Here is a 20,344-nt window from a genome sequence, read left to right as displayed (position 1 = left end):
GGGCGGCGTTTTCCCGGTGCCGGGGCGGATCCGGGTTTCGCCGGGAGCGTCGCGGATCTGGTGGCCGCGCAGGCCGCCCGCACTCCCGGCCGGTGCGCGCTGGTCTTCGGGGACCGGCGAGTCGGCTACCGGGAGCTGAGTGCGGCTGCCGACCGGTTGGCGGCCGCGCTTATCCGGCGCGGGGCTGGGCCGGACGAGGTCGTCGCGCTGGCGTTGCCGCGGTCGGTGGAGCTGGTCGTCGGGATCCTCGCGGTGCTGAAGTCCGGTGCCGCTTTCGCGCCGCTGGACCCTGCGCAGCCCGTGGAGCGGATCGGGCTGATGCTCGCGGACGCCGCGCCACGCCTCGTGCTTTGTGACCGGCCCGGACAGCTCGGCCTGCCGCCGGAGCGCGTGGTGGCACCGAGGGAAACCGACCGACCGCCCGCCCAGTGGCCGGTGGTGCGTCCGGAAAACCTGGCGTACGTGATCTTCACGTCCGGCTCGACTGGCCGGCCGAAGGCGGTCGCCGGCACCCAGCGGGCATTGGCGAACCGGCTGCACTGGGGTCGTTGTCTTGCCGAGGGCGTCCGGATCGCGAAGAGCGCGCTGACGTTCATCGACGGGGCGACGGAGCTGCTCGGCGGCCTCGTCGCCGGCGACACCGTGGTGCTGGCCGCGGACGAGGCGGCCGCCGACCCGACGGCACTGGCCGGGCTGGCCGGCCGGCACCGCGCCAGGCTGCTGACGATGGTGCCCAGTCTGCTGTCCGCTTTGGTCACTGAGGCACCCGAGGGCGCGTTCGATTCGGTGACCACCTGGATCACCAGCGGGGAGGAACTGCCGCCCGCGCTGGCCGACGCGATGCGCGCGCGGTGGCCGCACGCCCGGCTGGTGAATCTCTACGGCTGCTCCGAAGTTGCCGGCGACAGCCTGATTCATCAAGTCCTGCAGGAAACCGGGAGGGTGGCCGTCGGCAGGCCGATCGAGGCCACCCGGGCGCACGTGCTCGACGCCGCGCTGCGCCCGGTGCCGTCCGGAGAGCGCGGCGAACTGTATCTCGCCGGCGCCGGTCTCGCGCGCGGCTATCTCGGGCAGCCCGCGCGGACCTCGGAACGGTTCGTCGCCGACCCGTTCGGCGTCCCGGGCGCCCGGCTCTACCGGACCGGGGATCTGGCGCGGTTCCGGGAGGACGGCGAGGTCGAGTTCCTCGGCCGGGCCGACCATCAGGTCAAGATCCGCGGTGTCCGGATCGAGCCGGGGGAAATCGAGGCGGCGCTGTCCGCGCACCCCGCGGTCACCAGGGCCGCGGTACTGGCCGGGGACGACCGCCTGGTGGGGTACGTGACGGCGACCGGACCGGCGCGGCTGCACGAGTTCCTGGCCCGGCGGCTCCCGGTGCACCTGATCCCCGCCGACATCGTGCGGCTGCCCGAATTCCCGTTGACCGCCACCGGAAAGCTGGACCGCGCCGCGCTTCCCGCCCCCGAACGCCCGGGCGGGACCGCCGGGCGGGCGCCGCGATCCGGCCGCGAGGCGCTGCTGGCCGAGCTGTTCGCGGAACTGCTCGGCGTCGCGGAAGTCGGCGTCGACGACGATTTCTTCCAGCGCGGCGGCCATTCCCTGCTGGCCACGAAGCTGGTGAACCGGATCCGCCGGGTGCTCGGCGTCGAAGTGCCGGTCCGCGCGGTGTTCGACGCACCGACCGTCGCGCGGCTCGCGGCACGGGTCGAGGCTGCCGCCCGGTCCGCGCGCCCGCTGGTGCGGCGAGCGGAGCCGCGCCCCGCACGGCTGCCGTTGTCGTTCGCGCAGCAACGACTTTGGTTCCTGCATCGGCACGAGGAACCTTCGGAGGCCTACCACCTCCCGTACACGCTGCCGCTGCCCGGCGAGCTCGACATACCCGCGCTGACGGCCGCCCTGCGCGATGTGGTGGTACGGCACGAAAGCCTGCGCACCCGGTTCGTCGCCGACGAGAACGGGATCGCCTCGCAGGTGGTGGTTCCCGCGGACGAAGTCGTGCTCGACCTCCCGGTTCGGGCGGCGGCGCCCGGTGCGGCGGAGGAGGAGGCCGAACGCCGGTTCGACCTCGCCGCGGATCTCCCCCTGCGGGCGACCGTACTGCGGTCCGGTGCCGGGGAACACGTGCTCGTCCTTGTGCTGCACCACATCGCGGCGGACGGGGAGTCGATTCCCTTGCTGGCTCGCGATTTCGCCACCGCCTGCGCCGCGCGGCGCCGGGGCCGGGCACCCGAGTGGGCCGGATTGCCGGTGCAGTACGCGGACTACACGTTATGGCAACGCGAATTGCTGGGCGAAGAAACCGATCCCGGCAGCGTGGCGGCGACCCAGCTGGCGTACTGGCGGGAGGAGCTGGCCGGCGTGCGGCCGCTGCGGCTGCCGGCCGATCGCCCGCGGCCGCCGGTGGCCAGTCATCGGGGCGCGACCGTCGAATTCGCCCTCCCGCAGGACGCCCTGGCCGCGGTGCGGCAGGTTGCCGAGGAGCACGCCGCCACTGTGCCGATGGTTCTGCAGGCCGCGCTCGCGGTCTGGCTGCACCTGATGACGGGCAGCACGGACGTGACCATGGGCGTGCCCATCGCGGGGCGCGTCGAGGAGGCATTCGCGGACCTGGTCGGGTTCTTCGTCAACACCTGGGTGCTGCGGGCCGAGCTGTCCGGCAATCCCTCGTTCGCCGCGGTGCTGCGTCAGGTGCGGGACCGGGCGATACGCGCCTACGACCGTCAGGACGTGCCGTTCGAGCGGCTGGTCGAATCGCTGAACCCGGAGCGTTCTCCCGCGTACCACCCGCTGTTCCAGGTGATGTTCGCCTGGCAGGACACCGATCCGGGACTGGAACCGGTGCGGACCGGGAGCGCCAAGTTCGATCTGTTGTTCAGCCTCGCCGAGACACCCGGGCAGGGACTTTCCGGCGAGCTCGAGTACGCCGCCGACCTGTTCGACCCGGCCACCGCGGCCGCCTTCGCGGATCGGTTCGCGCGAGTGGTCCGGCAGGTGGCGGCCGATCCCGCCGCCCGGGTCTGGTCCGTGCCGGTGCTCGCGCCGGGGGAACGCGAACGGCTGCTGCGGGAGTTCAACGACACGGCGGCGCCCACGCCGACGGTCCCGCTCCCCGCGCTGATCGAGCAGGTGGCCGCCGGTGCGCCGGACGCGGTCGCGGTCGTGTGCGGCGAAACCTCCTACAGCTACCGGGAAGCGAACGCCCGCGCGAACCGGCTCGCCCGGGAGCTCGCACGCCGCGGCGTCGGACCGGAAGACCTGGTGGGCATCGCACTGCCCCGCACCGCCGATCTGGTCGTGGGCCTGCTCGGCATCCTGAAGTCCGGCGCGGCTTACCTCCCGATCGACCCGCGCCATCCGAGCCGCCGCGTCGGCCGGATCCTGTCCGACGCCCGCCCGCGATGCGTCCTGACCAGCTCCGCGACGCGCGGCGTACTGCCGCCGGACGGCCCGCCGCAGCTGCTCCTCGACGAACTGGATCTGACCCGCGGCGACGGCGCGGACCTGCGGGACGACGAACGGGCGGCCCCGTTGTCGCCGCAGCACCTCGCGTACGTGATGTACACCTCCGGTTCCACCGGAACCCCGAAGGGCGTCGCGATCACCCACCACGGGGTCGTGAACGGCGTCCTGCGGCTCGCGCGGCCCGCCGGAATCACCGCCGGATCGCGGGTCCTCGCGGCGACCTCGGTCGCCTTCGACGTGTCGATGTTCGAGATCGGCGCGGCGCTGTCGGCCGGCGCCTCGGTCGAGATCGTCCGGGACGTCCTCGAACTCGCCGAACGGGGCGGCTGGACCGGGACCGTGCTCAGCGCGGTGCCTTCGGTCTTCGCGGAACTCCTTCCGGCGATCACCGGCACGGTCGATGCGGCCACGGTGGTCTTCGCCGGCGAGGCGCTCCTCGCCGGGCTCGTAGCGCGGGTGCGGGCCGCCTTCCCCGGCGTGCGGGTGGTCAACACCTATGGCCAGAGCGAAAGTTTCTACGCGACCGTCGCCGAGCTGCCCGGTACCGGCGAGGCGGCAGGCAGCGCGCCGATCGGCCGGCCGCTGGGGAACATGCGGGCCTACGTGCTGGGCCCGGGGCTCGTCCCGGCCGGGACGGGGGTGGCCGGCGAACTGTACGTCGCGGGCGCGGTGGGGCGCGGATACCACGGGCAGCCGGTGCGTACCGCGGAGCGTTTCGTGGCGGATCCGTTCGGCCCGGCCGGAGCGCGCATGTACCGCACCGGCGACCTCGCCCGCTGGACCGGCGACGGACAACTGGAATACGCGGGCCGGGCCGACGAACAGATGAAGGTCCGCGGCCTCCGCATCGAACCCGCCGAGGTCGAGGCCGCGCTGATCGCCCACCCTGCGGTGGCGCGGGCCGCGGTGGCCGTGCACGAGGGCCGGCGGCTGGTCGGATACCTGGTTCCCGCGCGCCACGCGGACACCGACGACCTCGGCCTGTCCGGAGGGCTGTCGGTGGCCGAAGTGCGCCGGTTCGCCGCGGACCGGCTGCCGGAGTTCATGGTCCCGGCCGCGTTCGTCGTGCTGGACCGGCTTCCGCTCGCCGCCACCGGGAAACTGGACCGCGCCGCGTTGCCGGCGCCCGAGATCGGCACCGGCGCGTACCGGGCTCCGCGCTCGCCGGCGGAAGAGACCTTGGCCGCCGCGTACGCCGAGGTGCTCGGCGTGGACCGGGTCGGCGTGGACGACGACTTCTTCACCGCGGGCGGCGACAGCATCCGTTCCCTCCAGGTGGTCTCCCTCGCCCGGGCCCGCGGGGTGGAGATCAGCAGCCGGCAGATTTTCGAGGCCCGGACCGCGTCCGCCTTGGCACGGCTGGCTTCCGAGCACCGTGGGGCGGGCCCGGTGCTCGACGAACTCGACGGCGGCGGTGTGGGCCGGATGCCGGCGATGCCGATCGACCGGCACCTGCGCGCCCTCGGCGGCGACTGGCGCCGGTTCGCCATGTCGGCCGTGGTGGAGCTGCCTCCCGGGATCGACGGCCCTGGGCTGAGCGCCGCCTGGGGCGCGGTCCTCGACCACCACGACATGCTGCGGGCACGGCGGGAAACCGCGGACGGCGACGTGCTGCTGATCGGCCCGGAGGGGTCGGCCGACCCCTCCGCGCAGATCCGCCGGGTGCCCTGGACCGGCCCGTGGGACGAGCGGTGGCGACGTGCCGCGGCCGAGCATCTGTCCGCCGCCACCGCACGGCTGGACCTCGACGCGGGAGTGCCGGCCCAGCTCGTCTGGTTCGCCGCGCCGGAGACCGGCCGGCTGCTGCTGGTCCTGCACCACCTGGTGGTGGACTGGGTTTCGTGGGACATCCTGCTGCCGGACCTCGCCGCCGCCTGGGCCGAGGTGCGGGACGGCCGGACCCCGGCCCTGCCGGCGGTGGGCACCTCCGCGAGGCGATGGGCGCACGCCCTCGTCGAGGAGGCGGCCGAGCCGGGCAGGATCGCGGAGCTGCCCCGGTGGCTTTCGATCCTGGACGGGCCGGACCCGCTGCTCGGCCGCAGGCGGCTCGACCCCTCGGCGGACCTGATGTCCACAGTGGACACAGTGCGGGTGCGGTTCGCGCCGGAGCTCACCCATCGGCTGTCGACCGCGCTTCGGAAGGCATTCCGCTGCGGCGTGCAGGACGCTCTGCTCGCGGCGCTGGCGGCCGCCGTCGCCGATCGGCACGGGACGCGGTCGGTGTTGGTCGGCGTGGAGGCGCACGGCCGCGAGGACGGGGTCGTGCCGGGCGCGGACCTTTCCCGCACGGTCGGCTGGTTCACCGGCTACTTCCCGGTGCGCCTCGACCTCGACGGCCACGACCTCGCCGAGGCCGGGAAACTGCTCAAGGCGGTCAAGGAACAGCTCCGGGCGATTCCGGACCACGGCATCGGGTTCGGACTGCTGCGCCACCTGAACCCGCGGACCGCCGCCCGGCTGCGGCGGCACCCGCTGCCCCAGGTCGAACTCAACTACCTTGGCCGTCTCTCCGCGGAGGACGGACGCGGCACGGGTTTCCGCCGGATCGCCGGCGCCGTCGAGCCGGCCGTCCCCGACCGGGACCAGCCGGCGACCGCCGTGCTGCACATCGAAGCGGCGATCGCCGACAGCGCGACGGGACCGCGTCTGGAGGCGGAATTCTCCTTCCCCGCCAGGGCGATTTCACGCGCCGAGGTACAGGACTTGGCACACCGGTGGTGCACGGCCCTGCACGGGCTGGTCCGGCACGCCGCCGAGCCCGGCGCGGGCGGGCTCACGCCGTCCGACCTGCCGATGGTGACGGTGCGCCAGCGCGAAATCGAGCGGTGGGAACAGGAATACCGCGGCCTCGCCGACGTGTGGCCGCTGACGCCGCTGCAGTCCGGGTTCGTCTTCCACACCATGCTGGCCGGCGCCGCGTTCGACGCGTACCACATGCAGTTCGTGTGCCATGTGCGCGGCGACGTGGTCCCGGAGCGGATGCGGGCGGCCGGACAGGCACTGCTGGCGCGGCACGCCAACCTGCGGGCGGCGTTCGTGCCCGACGAGACCGGGGATCCGGTGCAGCTGGTGCCCCGGGAGGCGGTTTTGCCCTGGCAGCACGTCGATGTCTCGGATCTGCCCGAAGCGGAGCAGGAGGCCGCCGTCGACCGCCTGCTGGCGCAGGACCGGCGGAACCGGTTCGACCCGGCTGTTCCGCCGCTGGTCCGGATGGCGCTGGTGACTCTGGGCCCCGGCCGCGGCGAACTCGTCCTCACCGCCCACCATCTGGTCCTCGACGGCTGGTCGGTTCCCCTGCTCGTCCAGGAATTGCTGCGGCTGTACGACGGCACCGGGGGCACGGTGCCCCAGTACCGGGAATTCCTGCGGTGGCTGTCCGCGCAGGACCGGGACGCGACCGCGCGGGTCTGGGCCGCGGAACTCGACGGCGTGACCGAACCGACCCTGCTGTGCCCCCGCGCGGGGGAAGCCGGTCCCGGTTACGGAGAGGTCGAGGTGCCGCTGCCGGAGGAGACCGTCCGGGAGTTGCCCCGGCTCGCCGCCCGGCTGGGCAGCACGCTCAGCACCCTGGTGCAGGTCGCCTGGTCGGTGCTGCTGGCCGGGCTCACCGGGCGGCAGGACGTGCTCTTCGGCGCGACGGTCGCCGGCCGCCCGCCCGCGGTACCGGACGTGCACGAGATGATCGGTCTGTTCGCCAACACCCTTCCGGTCCGCGTGCGATGCGCCCCGCGCGACACCCTCGCCGATGTGGTGACCCGGCTCCGGCACCGGCAGGCGGCGCTGCTCGACCACCAGCAACCCGTCCTGGCCGATCTCCAGCAGGGGCTCGGACTGTCCGCTTTGTTCGACACGCTGGTGGTGTTCGAGTCCTATCCGGTGGACCGGGCCGGGTTCGACGCGGCCGGGCTGGCGGTGCGCGGCATCCGCTCGGTCTCGGGCACGCACTACCCGATCACGGTGCTGGCCGAACTCACCCCGCGGCTGCGGTTGTCCGTGCAGTACCGGCAGGGCGCCGTCACCCGCCAGGAGGCGGAAACCCTGGCGGGCCGGTTGCGGCAGACCGTGCGGCAGCTGGCCGCCGACCCCGGCGCCCGGGTCGGCGCGCTCGACTTCCGGACGCCCGCCGAGCGGCTGCGCCCGCGAGAATCCGTGCCCGCGCCGCGCGAGACGTTTCCCGCGTTGCTGGCACAGCGGGCCGCCACGACGCCGGACGCCGTCGCGGTGGTGTGCGGCGAAGTGTCGCTGACGTACCGGGAACTGGACCTCCGGTCCGGCAGGCTGGCCGCGGAACTCCTCGCGCGCGGGGCGGGCCCGGAATCGATCGTGGGACTGGCGCTGCCGCGGTCCGCGGACCTGGCCGCGGCGCTCTGGGGGATCGGCCGGGCGGGCGCGGCCTACCTGCCGATCGACCCGGAGTACCCCAGCGGCCGGCTGGAGTTCATGCTCGCCGACGCCCGCCCGGCTCCGATCGTCACCACCCGGGCCACCGCGCCGGTCCTGCCGGACGCCGGGATCCCGCTGCTCCACCTCGACGGAATCGGCGATCCCGGTCCCGCAGCGAGCATCGCGGCCCGGCCCGGCAACCTGGCGTACGTCATGTACACCTCCGGCTCCAGCGGGCAGCCGAAGGGCGTCGCGGCGACCCACGGGATGGTCGCCAACGGCGTGCTGCGGCTGGCCGAGGAGATCCCGATCCGGGCCGGCACGCGGATGCCCGCCGGCGCCTCGGTCAACTTCGACGTGTCGGTCTTCGAAATCCTCGCCACCCTGATCGCCGGCGGTGTCGTCGAGATCGTGCCCGACGCACTGGCCCCGGCCGCCGGCACGGTGCTCAGCACGGTCCCGTCGGTACTGGCCGAACTGCTGGACCGCGACCCCGGCGGAATTCGCGCGGACACCGTGGTGCTGGCCGGCGAGGCACTGCCCGGCGCGCTGGTGCGGCGGGTGCGGGCCGCGCGCCCGGACGCGCGGGTGGTCAACGCCTACGGGCAGACCGAATCCTTCTACGCCACCACGTTCGCCGTTCCGCCCGGGGCCGGTCCGGACGGGAACGTGCCGATCGGCGGGCCGCTGGGCAACCTGCACACCTACGTCCTCGGTCCCGGCCTGGTCCCGGCGCCCCCCGGCGTTCCCGGCGAACTGTACGTCGGCGGCCTGATCGCGCGGGGCTACCAGAACCGGCCCGGCCGCACCGCGGAACGGTTCGTCGCCGATCCGTTCCGCGCACCGGGCTCCCGCATGTACCGCACCGGCGACCTTGCCCGGCTGAACGGCCGCGGCGAACTGGAATACCTCGGCCGGACCGACGATCAGGTCAAAATCCGCGGCATCCGCATCGAACCCGGCGAGGTCGAGGCGGCCCTGCTCGCGCATCCCGCGATCGCCCGCGCCGCGGTGCTGGCCCGAGCCGCCGGCGGGGCGCCGAGGCTGGTCGCCTACGCGGTGCCCGCCGAGGAGGCCGCCCGGCCGTCTCCCGCGGACCTGCGCGCGTTCCTGGCTGATCGGCTGCCCGCCCACCTGGTGCCGTCGGCGTTCGTCCTGCTCGACCGTTTCCCCCTTTCCCCCAACGAAAAGCTCGACCGCCGGGCGCTGCCGGACCCCGAGTTCGGCACCGCGCCCCACCGGGCGCCGCGCACTGCTCGCGAAGCGGCGCTGTGCGAGATGTTCGCCGAGGTGCTGGGCGTCGCGCGGGTCGGTGTCGACGACAGTTTCTTCGACCTGGGCGGGCATTCGCTTTCGGCGATGCGGCTGGTGAACCGGGTGCGCGCGGTGCTGGGGATCGAGCTGCCGGTCCGGGCGGTGTTCGACCTGGCGACGCCGGCCCGGCTCGCGGAGTTCGCTCCTCGCGGCGGGTCCGCGCGGCCGGCGTTGTCGCGCGCCGGGCGGCGTCCGGAGCGGGTGCCGCTGTCCTACGCGCAAAGCCGGTTGAAGTTCCTCGCCGAGCTCGAACAACTGCCGACCTACCACCTTCCGTTCGTGGTGCGGCTGCGCGGAGAACTGGACGTGCCCGCTCTGGCGTCGGCGGTGCGGGACGTGGTGCTGCGGCACGAGAGCCTGCGGACACTGTCCGAAGTGGACAGTGCGGGCGAGGCGGCGCAGGTGGTGTTGCGGGAGGAGGATCTCGAATTCGAGGTGCCGGTGCTGGCCGGGACGCCGCAGGAGATGTCCCGGCTGGTACGCCGCCCGTTCGACCTGTCGGCGGAGATACCGGTGCGGGCGGCCGTCCTGCGGTACGGCCCGGCCGAGCACGTGCTGGTGCTGGTGCTGCACCACGTCGCCGCGGACGGCGAGTCGCTGGCGCCGCTGGTCCGGGATCTGAACACGGCTTACGCGGCCCGTCTGCGGGGAGAGCCGCAGCGGTGGCCGGAACTGCCGGTGAGCTACGCGGATTACACCCTGTGGCAACGGGAACTGCTGGGGGACGCGGCGGATCCCGGCAGTGTGTCGGCCGCCCAGCTCGGCTACTGGCGCGAGGAACTGGCCGGCCTGCCGCAGCCGGCGCGGCTCCCGCTCGACCGTCCGCGTCCGCCGGTGGCCGGCCACCGCGGCGACAGCGTCCAGTTCACCGTGCCCGCCGAGGTGATGGCCACGGCCGGGGAACTGGCCGCCGCGCACCGGGCGACAGTGCCGATGGTGCTGCAGGCCGCGCTGGCGGTGCTGCTGCACGTGATGGGCGGCGGCGACGATCTGGCCATCGGATCGACGGTGTCCGGGCGGGTCGACGACCGGCTGGCGGACCTGGTGGGCTTCTTCGCCAACACCTGGGTGCTGCGGGTCGATCTGTCCGGGAACCCGTCGTTCGCCTCGGTGGTGCGGCAGGTACGGGACAAGGCGGTGCGCGCGCACGACCACCAGGACCTGCCCTTCGAACGGATCGTCGAGGCACTGAACCCGGAGCGGTCCACCGCCTATCACCCGTTGTTCCAGGTCGCGTTCTCCTGGCAGCACGGCCCTGCCGGGCTCGATCTTCCGGGCGTCGTCTGCACCGCCGAACCGGTGGCGACGGGGACCGCGAGGTTCGACCTGCTGTTCCACGTCGAAGAGAGCGGCGCGGGACTCGTCGAGTACGCGACCGAACTGTTCGAGCCCGCCACGGTGCGGGCCCTCGCCGCCGGTTTCGTCCAGCTGCTGCGGAATCCGCCGGCCCGGCTCGCCGCGGCGCGGCTGCCGTCGCCGGAATGGGACCGGCTTCTCGACAGCGTCAACGACACCGCGGCGGTCACCCCGGACGAGACGATTCCTGCGCTCTTCCAGCGGCGGGCGGCCGCCGCGCCGGACGCGGTGGCCCTGGTGTGCGGTGCGGAGTCGCTGACTTACCGGGAACTGAACGCACAGGCCAACCGGCTCGCCAGGCAACTGGTGCGCCGCGGCGTTCGCCCCGAGTCGATCGTGGCCTTGGCCGTGCCGCGCTCGCCGGAGTACGTGGTGGCCGCCCTCGCGGTGCTGAAAGCCGGCGGTGCGTACCTCCCGCTGGCGCCCGACCAGCCGGCGGACCGGCTGGCGGCGCTCCTGCGCGAGGCCCGTCCGACGCTGCTGCTCAGCACTTCCGCGATGCCGGCGGGCGACGTCCCGCAGTTGCGTCTCGACGAGCCCGTCCGCGGCCACGCGGAGGAGAACCTGCCCGACGCGGGACTGCCGGACCGGCTGGCGTACGTCATCCACACGTCCGGCTCGACGGGGGCGCCCAAGGGGTCCGGGGTGAGCCACCGGGCGGTGGTGGACCTCGCCGCGGACCGGTGCTGGTCCGGCGGCGCCCACGAACGGGTGCTGATGCATTCCGCGCCGACGTTCGACATCTCCGGCTACGAGATGTGGGTGCCGCTGCTGGGCGGCGGCCGGATCGTGGTGGCGCCGCAGGGAAATCCGGACGTCGACGCGTTCGCCGCGGTCATCGCCGAGCAGCGGGTGAGCGCGTTGTGCTTGTCCGCCGGGCTTTTCGCGGTGCTCGCGCAGGAGCGCCCGGAGAGTTTCGCCGGGGTGCGCGAGGTGCTGACCGGGGGCGAGCAGGTGCCGCCGGACGCGGTGGCGCGGGTGCTCCGGGCCTGCCCGGAGACCACTGTCGTCAACGCCTACGGGCCGACCGAAGCGACCGTGTTCGCCACCGCGCACCGGGTCGCCGGCACCGCGCCGGCCGAGGTGATCCCGGTGGGCCGTCCGATGGACAACACCCGCTGCCACGTGCTGGACGAGTGGCTGCGGCCGGTCCCGCCGGGAGTGCCGGGCGAGCTGTACCTGGCGGGCAGCGGTCTGGCACGCGGCTATCTGCGCCGGCCGCGGCTCACCGCGGAACGGTTCGTGGCCGGACCGGCGGGACAGCGGATGTACCGGACGGGAGACGTGGTGACCTGGACGCGGGAAGGGGAACTGGTGTTCCGGGGGCGGGCCGACGACCAGGCGAAGATCCGCGGGATCCGGGTCGAACCGGGGGAAACGGAGGCGGCGCTGCTGGCGCATCCGGCGGTGGCCGGCGCGGTCGCGGCCGTCCGGGACGCGCCCGGCGGGCCGCGGCTGGTCGCCTACGTGGTTCCGGCCGGCCCGCCGGCCGTGGGCGCGGTGCGCGAGCACCTGGCGCGGCGGTTGCCGGAGCACCTGGTGCCGTCGGCGTTCGTCGTGCTCGACGAACTCCCGTTGACCAAGCACGGAAAGGTGGACCGGCGCGCGTTGCCTGCTCCGCCCGAGCCGGAGCACCGATCCGACGCCGCGGTTCCTCCGCGCACGGCGACCGAGCACGCGGTCGCCGCGATCTGGGCGGACCTGCTCGGGCGGGACGGGATCGGCGTGCACGAGAAGTTCTTCGAGGCCGGCGGCACCTCGCTCGTCCTGCTCGCGCTGCACAGCAGGCTCGGCGGGCTGACCGCGCGGCGGATTCCGCTGAGCACCTTGTTCGAGCACTCCACGGTCGAGGCGATGGCCCGGCTGCTCGACGATCAGCCGGCCGGCGAGGCCGCCGGGGAGAAGGGGCACGAGCTGTGACGAGTACGAGCAGTTCCGGCCGGGAAGCCGTGGCCGTCATCGGGGCGGCCGCCGCGCTGCCCGACGCGGACGATCTGGACGCCCTGCACGAAAACCTGCTCGCCGGGCGGGTCAGCGTGCGGCCGCCGGGCCGGGACCGGGTCCACTACGCCGGGGCGTGCGCGGACGCCGACTACCTCGCGATGGGGTACCTGGACCGGATCGACCTGTTCGACCACCGGTTCTTCGGAATCTCCCTGCGCGAGGCCGAGCTGATGGACCCGCACCAGCGGCTCACCGCGCAGCTCGCCCACCGGGCGATCGAGAACGCCTGCTACGCGCCCGGAGAACTGCGCGGCTCCCGCACCGCGGTCGTGCTCAGCGCGCCGGAAGCGGGCTACGCGAGCCTGTACTCCGAGGAAGATCCGCAGCAGGTCCTCGGCTCGCATCCGTCCGCGACGGCCACGCGCCTGTCCTATCTCTTCGATTTCGCCGGTCCCGCACTGGTGGTGGACACCGCGTGCAGCGGCAGCCTGGCCGCCATCGCGATGGCGGCGGACCAGTTGAGCACTGGGCAGGCGGACCTGGCGCTCGCCGGGGGGCTCACCGTGTACCCGGTCCTGATCCCGGAGACGGAACGCGCGCGGATGCCCGGCCTGGAGTCGCCCGACGCGGTGTGCCGCCCCTTCGACGCGAGGGCGGACGGCACCACCGGCGGCGAGGGCGGCGGGTTCGTCGTCCTCAAGCGGCTGTCCGACGCGCTCGCGGACGGCGACCACGTGCACGCAGTACTGCGGGGAACTGCCCTCAACCACAACGGTTTCCGCGCGACGAGCATGAGCGCGCCCAGCGCCAGGGGACAGGCCGAGGTACTGGCCGAGGCCTGGCGGGACGCCGGAACGGGCCCGCTCGACCACATCGAATGCCACGGTTCGGGCACCCGGCTCGGCGACGTCATCGAGGTCGAAGGGCTGCGGCTGGCCTTCGCCGAAACCGGGCTCGCCGGCCCGTGCGGGATCAGCGGGATCAAGGGAAACATCGGCCACCTCGGCCCGGCCGCCGGGGTGGCCGGGCTCCTCAAAGTCCTCGCCGGGCTGCGGCACGGCACGAGGTACCCGAACCCCAACTTCGAGACCCCCAATCCGCTGATCGACTTCGCCGGACCGGTCAGCGTCGACGTCGCCGCCACCCCATGGGAACGCCGTGCGGGCCGCACGCGCCGGGCGGGCGTGAGTTCGACCGGCCTCACCGGAACCAACGTGCACGTGGTGGTCGAGGAGCCGCCTGTGCCGGCCGGAGCTGCGCCGGGCCGGCCGGCGCCGGAGCTGGTCACACTTTCCGCGAAGTCGCCGCGCGCCCTCGCTGCCTATGCGCAGAGCGTCGCGGATTTCCTCGACCGGACCGAGCATTCGGCGGCCGCCGTCGCCCACGCGCTGAACCGCGGCCGGGACGACTACCGCTACCGCTGGGCCGGCGTAGCGGAGGACAACCGGGAACTGGCCAGGCTGCTCCGGCAGGTCTCCTCGACGGGCCGCGAGCAGGCGGCGGACGTCCCGCTCGTACTGCTCTTCTCCGGCGACGGTGCGCTCGGAGACGACGTGTGGGCCGGGTTGCGCGAGGCCTTCCCGATGCTCGCCGAGGCCGACGAACCGTCGCCCGGTTCGCGCCTGCTGGCCCGGCAGCAGGAGGTCCACCGGCTGGCCGGACCCCTCGGCCTGACCGCGGCCCGGCTGGTCGGCTCCGGGGTCGGCAACCTGGCGGTGCGCGGCATCCAGGACCCGGCGACGGCCGGCGACGCCCGGCGCGCGGCGGCGGACGCTCCGCTCACCGACCAGCTGAACGAGGCCGGACTGCTTCGGCTTGTGCACAGCCTCGCGGGGGAGGGCGCCGTCTTCGCCGAAATGGCCGCGGACGGGGTGCTTTCCCGGCGGATCGCCCGCGTCGCCCCCGAACTGCCGGTCGTCCGGCTCTTCGCGGACCCGACGCGGAAGGGCGTGCTGACCGCGCTCGCCGAGCTCTACTCGCACGGCGCGGATCTGGACTGGCGGCGCTACTACGCGGGCGCCGGGATACCCCGCATCGAGGTGCCGACCTACCCGTTCGGCGCCGACGAGGTGTCGTGCTGGTGCCGCCCGCCCGGCACCCCGACGCCCGCGAACCCAGCCCCCGCGGTGAAACCGGCGATACCTGGGGAGACCGCGGCGAAACTTGCCGGGATCTGGGCGGACGTGCTCAAGGCCGGGGACGTCGGCTCCGACGCCAACTACTTCGAACTCGGCGGCACCTCGATCGCCGGCATCACCGTGCTGCGGCAGGCCCAGCGGCAGTTCGGGGTGCAGCTCACCTTCGCCGACCTGCACCGCCATCCCACGCTGGGGGAACTGGCCGCCCGGGTGGACGAGCTGCGCACGGCGGACCAGGCGCCGGACGACTGGACGATCGCCCCGATCCCGCGTCCGGGGCGGCTGCCGCTGTCCTACAACCAGGAACAGCTGTGGTACCTGGACCGGCTGAAGCCGGGGACCGCGCTGTACAACATCCCGGTCAACCTCCGCTACTCCGGCGATTTCGACGTCGACGCGTTCCTCGGCGCGGTGCGCGACGTGGCCGACCGGCACGAGGTCCTCCGCAGCCGCATCCTGGAAGAGGACGGCAGACCGTACGGGCTCGCCGACGTGTCCGAACCAGGGCTGGCCGTGCACGACCTCGCGGCGCTGCCGGAGACGGAACGCGTCGCGGAGCTTTCGCGGGCGATCACCGCGGAAGCGACCGAGCCGTTCGACCTCGGGCGCGGCCCGCTGTTCCGCACCGTCGTGCTCAAGGTCGCCGAACGGGATCACGTGGTCCTGCACACCTGGCACCACATCGCCTTCGACGGCTGGGCGCCCGCGGTCTTCTTCCGGGAACTCTCGGCCTGCTACACGGCACGTCGCGCGGGACACCCGGTCCGGCTGCCGGAGCCCGCCGTCCAGTACGCCGATTTCGCGGCCTGGCAACACCACTGGCTGGACGCGGAACGCACCGAGCGCGGCCTGCGGTGGTGGCGTGCGCAGCTGAGCGGCCTGACCGCCGCCGAACTGCCGACCGACCACCCGCGCCCGGCCGTGCAGTCTTTCCGCGGCGGCGCCGTGAGGTTCGGCCTCGACCAGCAGCTCGCCCGTCGGCTGCGGGAGTTCAGCGCCGGCGAGAGCACGACGAACTTCGTCACGATGCTCGCCGTGGTCGACACGGTCCTGCACCTGTGGGCGGGACACCGGGACGTCGTGGTAGGCGCGGCGACCACCGGCCGGTTCAACCCCGCCACCCACGACCTGATCGGCTACTTCAACAACCTCCTTCCGTTCCGCACCCGGGTGGATCCGGGGCTGAGTTTCCGCGAACTGGTGGCCCGCTGCGCGACCACCGCGACCGGCGTCCTCGACCACGAGGAGATCCCCTTCGGGAAGATCGTCGCCGAAACGGGCGACCGCGATCCCTCGCGGCATCCGGTGTTCACCGTCTGCTACACCCACCAGAACACCGCCAAGCCCGACCTCGACCTCGCGGGCGTTCGCGTCCAGGACGTGGCGAGCATCCACGAGGACCTCGCCGGGGTGTCCGGAGTCGCGCCGGGAACCTCGAAGTTCGACCTCACTTTCGGTCTGTACGACCAGGACGACGGCCCGCTGGACGGCTACCTGGAGTACGCGGCCGACCTGTTCGAGCCCGGCACCGCCCGCAGGCTGACGGAGCTGTTCCGGGAGACCGCCGCGGCCGTGACGGACGAGCCGGACCGGCCGCTGGCGGAACTTTGCCGGGACGGCGAGGTTTCCGTCCTCGCCGGCCCGCGATGCGCCTGGCCCGCCTCGGAATTGGTGAGCGAAGTCTTCGAAAAGCATGCCGCGCAACGGCCCGACGAGATCGCCGTGGTCGATTCGGCGGGCGGCCACACCTTCCGCGAGATCGACCGACGGGCGAACGAGGTCGCGCGGCGGCTCGCGGGGCACGGTGTCGGACCGGGCAGCGTGGTCCCGGTGCTCGCGCCGCGCGACGCCGGACTGGTGATCGGCTGGCTCGGGGTCATGAAGGCGGGCGGTGCCTTCGCGTCGCTCGATCCGGCGATGCCGAGGCGGCGGACCGACGACATCCTCGCCGGCGTCGCCGCGACCGCGTTCGTGGTGGGCGACGGCATGACGGTCGACGGCGGACCGGTCGTCAGGATCCCCGAAACCGCGCCGGACCGTGAAACCGGCCTGCCGCAGCGGGCGGGCGTGGCCGATCTGGCCTACGTGTCGCACACTTCGGGCTCCACCGGTCATCCGCTCGGCTGCGAAATCGAGCACCGCGGCCTGCTCAACCTGCTGCACTGGTTCGGCCAGGAGACCGGGCTGGACGTCACGGACCGGCTCGCCCAGCTGTCCGCGCCCGCGTTCGACATGGCGGTGCTGGAGGTCATGGCCGCGCTGTACCACGGAGTTCCGCTCTGCTTCGCGTCCGACATCCTGCAGACCCCGGAGCGGCTGCTCGGCGAGCTGGCCGAGCACGGCGTCACCGTGGCCTGCATGCCGACGCCGGTCGCCGAGCTCTTTCTCGCCGACTGTCCCGAGGGACCGGAAACCGCGCTGCGGTTCGTGGTCACCGGGGGAGATCTGCTCCGCGTGCGCCCGCCCCGGGAGGCCGCGTTCGACCTGCTCAACATCTACGGCCCGACCGAGTGCACGATCTGCGTGACCGGGGGCCGGGTGGCCGGGGAGGGAGAGCTGCCCGACATCGGCGGGCCGCTGCCCAACACCGTGGTCTACCTCCTGGACGACCGGCTGCGCCCGGTGCCGCGGGGCCGCTGCGGAGAGGTCTATCTCGGCGGTGCCCACGTCGGCCGCGGCTACCACGGCAGGGCCGCGCTCAGCGCCGCCCGGTTCCTCGCCGATCCGTTCGCACCCGGCGCGCGCATGTACCGCACCGGGGATCTCGCCGCGGTCCGCCCCGACGGCGCCCTCGACTTCCGGGGTCGCGCCGACGATCAGCTCGAACTGCGCGGTCACCGAGTGGAACCGGCGGAGATCGAGCGGGTGCTGATGCTGCATCCGCGGGTCCGCGAAGCCCTCGTGCTCTCCGTGCCGCAGCCTTCCGGCGCCCCGCTTCTGACAGCGCACGTGGCAGGCGACCGGATCCCGGACGAGACCGCGCTGCAGGCGTGGGCGGCCGAGGCGCTGCCCGGCCACATGGTGCCCGGCCAGGTGCTGCGGCACGCCGCGCTGCCCAGGACGAGCAACGGAAAGCTGGACCGCACCAGGATGAAGGAGGGCGCGATGCCCGGCCACGACCCGATCGGCGACCTGACGTCGGCGACCACCGCCGCCGTCCCGGCGGCGCTCGCCGAGACCGAGCGCGTCCTCCACGGGATCTGGGCCGATCTGCTCGGTGTTCCCGAGGTGGCCCCCGGGGACAACTTCTTCAAGATCGGCGGCGACTCGATGCTGAGCGTCGGCATCGCCTCGCGGGCTACGCGCGCCGGTCTGCGCCTCACCCCGCACGACGTGCTCGAACATCCGACCCTGCGCGAGCTCGCCGCCTTCGCGGCCGAAACAGCCGAAACGGCCGGAGCGGCGGCATCACCGCCGGAGCCGGTCGCGGCCCGGGAACCGGCGGCCCCGCCGCGGGAACCGGTCCCGCCGGCCCCTCTGGTGCACGCCATGCTGGCCGAATCCGTCGACGGGGCAAGGGATTTCGTCACCCCGGTCGTCCTGGAGACGACTCCCGGCGTCCGGGCGGACGCGGTGCGGGCGGCGTTCAAACGCCTCGTCGAACTGCACGAGCCGCTGCGTTACCGGTTCCGGCGCAACAGCCTGGGCTGGCGCATCGAATGCGTGCCGGACGAGACCGCCCCCTTCGCCGACTCCAAGGTGCTGCCGCCGCTGGACGACGAGCAGCTGCGCCGGTATCTCGAGTCCGATCTGGCCGAGCTGCTCGAGGCGGTCGATCCCGGCCGCGGCCCCCTGCTGCGGGTCCGCTGCTACGACCGCGGCGCCGACCTGCCCGGGCTGGTCGTGCTGGCGATCCACCATTTCGTCTACGACGCCACGTCGTTCGTTCCGCTGCTGGAAGATCTCAACGCCGCGCTGGCCGGCCGTCCGGCCGGCGGGCTGCACCGGGCCGCCTGGCGGGAATGGACGCGGCTGCTCCGCGCGATGGCCACGTCCGACGAGGTGGCGGGCGAACTTCCTTACTGGGAAGGCGTTCTGCGCGCGGCCGCCGGAGCGCCGGGCGTGCCCGAGAACGGCCCCGCGGGCGCGCGGGCCGGGCTCGTGCGCCGCACCGTCGAGGCAGATCAGGTCGCGGTGCCGCTCACCGAGAGCGGCCCGGTCGGCCAGCACGCCGCGATGGCCGCGGTCGCGGTGGCCTGGTCGCGCTGGCGCGCGACCCCGGACGCTTGCCTGAGCACCGTCGGCATGGGCACTTCGCCCAACTCCCTGTGGCCGGGCGACCGAGCCGAGTCGCTCGGCTGGTTCACCCACCTGTTCCCGACCTTCGTCCGGGTCGAGCCCGGCGCCAAGGCCGCCGACGTCCTGGGGCGCGCCGCTTCGGCACTTCGCTCGGTGCCCAACGACGGCATCGGGTACGGCGTCCTGCGCCACCTCAGCCCCGGAACCCCGGAGGTGGCGCGGCTGCGCGCGCTGCCGGAACCCTCGGTGCTCGTGGAGCACCTGGCCGGGGCCGGCGACGGGATGGGCAAGCTCGGCGGCGCCTCGATCCGGGCCTGCCCGATCCACCTGACCGCGCTGCCCGACTCGCTGCTCGCCCAGGTCCCGATCGTGGTCGAAACTCATGTGCTGGGCGGGAAACTCGAACTCGGCGTGGTGCATCGCGGTTCGGTTTCCGGGGCCGACGCCGCGGCGTTCGCCGAGCATCTGGTCGAGGCGTTCGCCGAACTCGCGGACGGGACGGCCGGATGACGCGGGCGGCCCTCCACCCTCCGGTCTGCTATCAGCCTGAGGCCTCGCTCTGCGTCGCGCGGCTGCCCGAGCTCGACCGGCTCGACGAAGCCGGCCGGGAAAGCTGCCTGGCGCTCGGGATCGAGGAGATCCGGGCGGACGACTCGCTTTCCGCGTTCGATCTCGCGGCCGCCGCGGCGAGCCGGGCACTGGCCGGGGCCGGGCTCGCCGCGGGCGAACTCGACGCGCTGATCCTGATCGAATCCCGGGCGCCGGAAACGCTGATGAGTTCCCCCGCCACCCGGCTCCAGGCCTTGCTCGGCGCGGAGCGGGCGGTGACGTTTTCCGTCGGCGGGCTCGGCTGCGTCTCCCTCGCCCCGGCGCTGCTCGCCGCGCGCGGCCTGCTTGCCGCCGACCGCGAGCTGGACCGGGTGCTGATCGCGCACGGCAGCAAGCCGCCCGCCCCGTCGCGGTACCGGCATCCGGTGACCGTCAGCGGCGACGGCGGCGCGGCCGCGGTGATTTCCCGGGACGGGCCGATCCGCGTGCTCGACGTCGTCCAGGAAACCGACGGCGCCTACTGGGATCTCTTCCAAGTCGACTACCGGGACCGGCCCGTGGCACGGTGGCGCGAGGAATGCCGCGACGTTTTCGACTACTCGTTCCGGCTGTCCGTGGAGACCCGCCGACGGCTGCGCGCGCTGCACGAGCGGCTGCTGACGCGCAACGGCCTCACCCCCGCGGACGTGTCCTGCTACCTCAGCCACAACCTGTCCGCCGGTTCTTTCCGGTTCACCGAGGAGGCGCTCGGTGTCGAGATCAGCAAGACCTGCTTCGAAAACCTTCGCCAGTACGGACATCTCGGCCCGAACGACCTGCTGCTGAACCTGCACGCCGAGCTGGCGAACGGCGGTCTCCGGGAAGGCGGGCGGGCGGTGCTGCTCAGCGCCAGCCCGGTGGCCGCGTGGAGCCTGGTTCTCGTGGAGATCGGCGACGGCAGCGCCACCCACTGCTTGTGA

Annotated in this window: 2 protein-coding genes and 1 pseudogene; all 3 read left to right on the top strand. The window is 73.6% G+C overall.

Annotation, left to right across the window (positions count from 1 at the left end; all coding sequences use genetic code 11):
- Positions 1 to 24: 24 nt before the first annotated feature.
- Positions 25 to 12,435 (top strand): annotated as a pseudogene (locus ACZ7OI_RS08635) (non-ribosomal peptide synthetase); the annotation flags it as partial.
- On the top strand, positions 12,432 to 19,346 hold the full coding sequence (locus ACZ7OI_RS08630; RefSeq protein WP_470263553.1) for an amino acid adenylation domain-containing protein: 6,915 nt from the start codon (positions 12,432 to 12,434) through the stop codon (positions 19,344 to 19,346). The pseudogene ACZ7OI_RS08635 and the gene ACZ7OI_RS08630, both read left to right, overlap by 4 nt.
- Complete coding sequence (locus tag ACZ7OI_RS08625; protein WP_470263552.1) at positions 19,343 to 20,344, top strand: 3-oxoacyl-[acyl-carrier-protein] synthase III C-terminal domain-containing protein; 1,002 nt, start codon at positions 19,343 to 19,345, stop codon at positions 20,342 to 20,344. Before ACZ7OI_RS08630 ends, ACZ7OI_RS08625 begins: the two co-directional genes overlap by 4 nt.

The sequence above is a fragment of the Amycolatopsis sp. NPDC114503 genome, from assembly GCF_055633655.1.
The sequence above is the reverse complement of the archived record's forward strand: the minus strand, read 5'-3'. Positions and strand labels throughout refer to the sequence as shown.

Excerpts from the sequence above, each read along its gene's own strand:
- ACZ7OI_RS08625 (WP_470263552.1), top strand. The coding sequence starts at position 19,343 with ATGACGCGGGCGGCCCTCCACCCTCCGGTCTGCTATCAGCCTGAGGCC.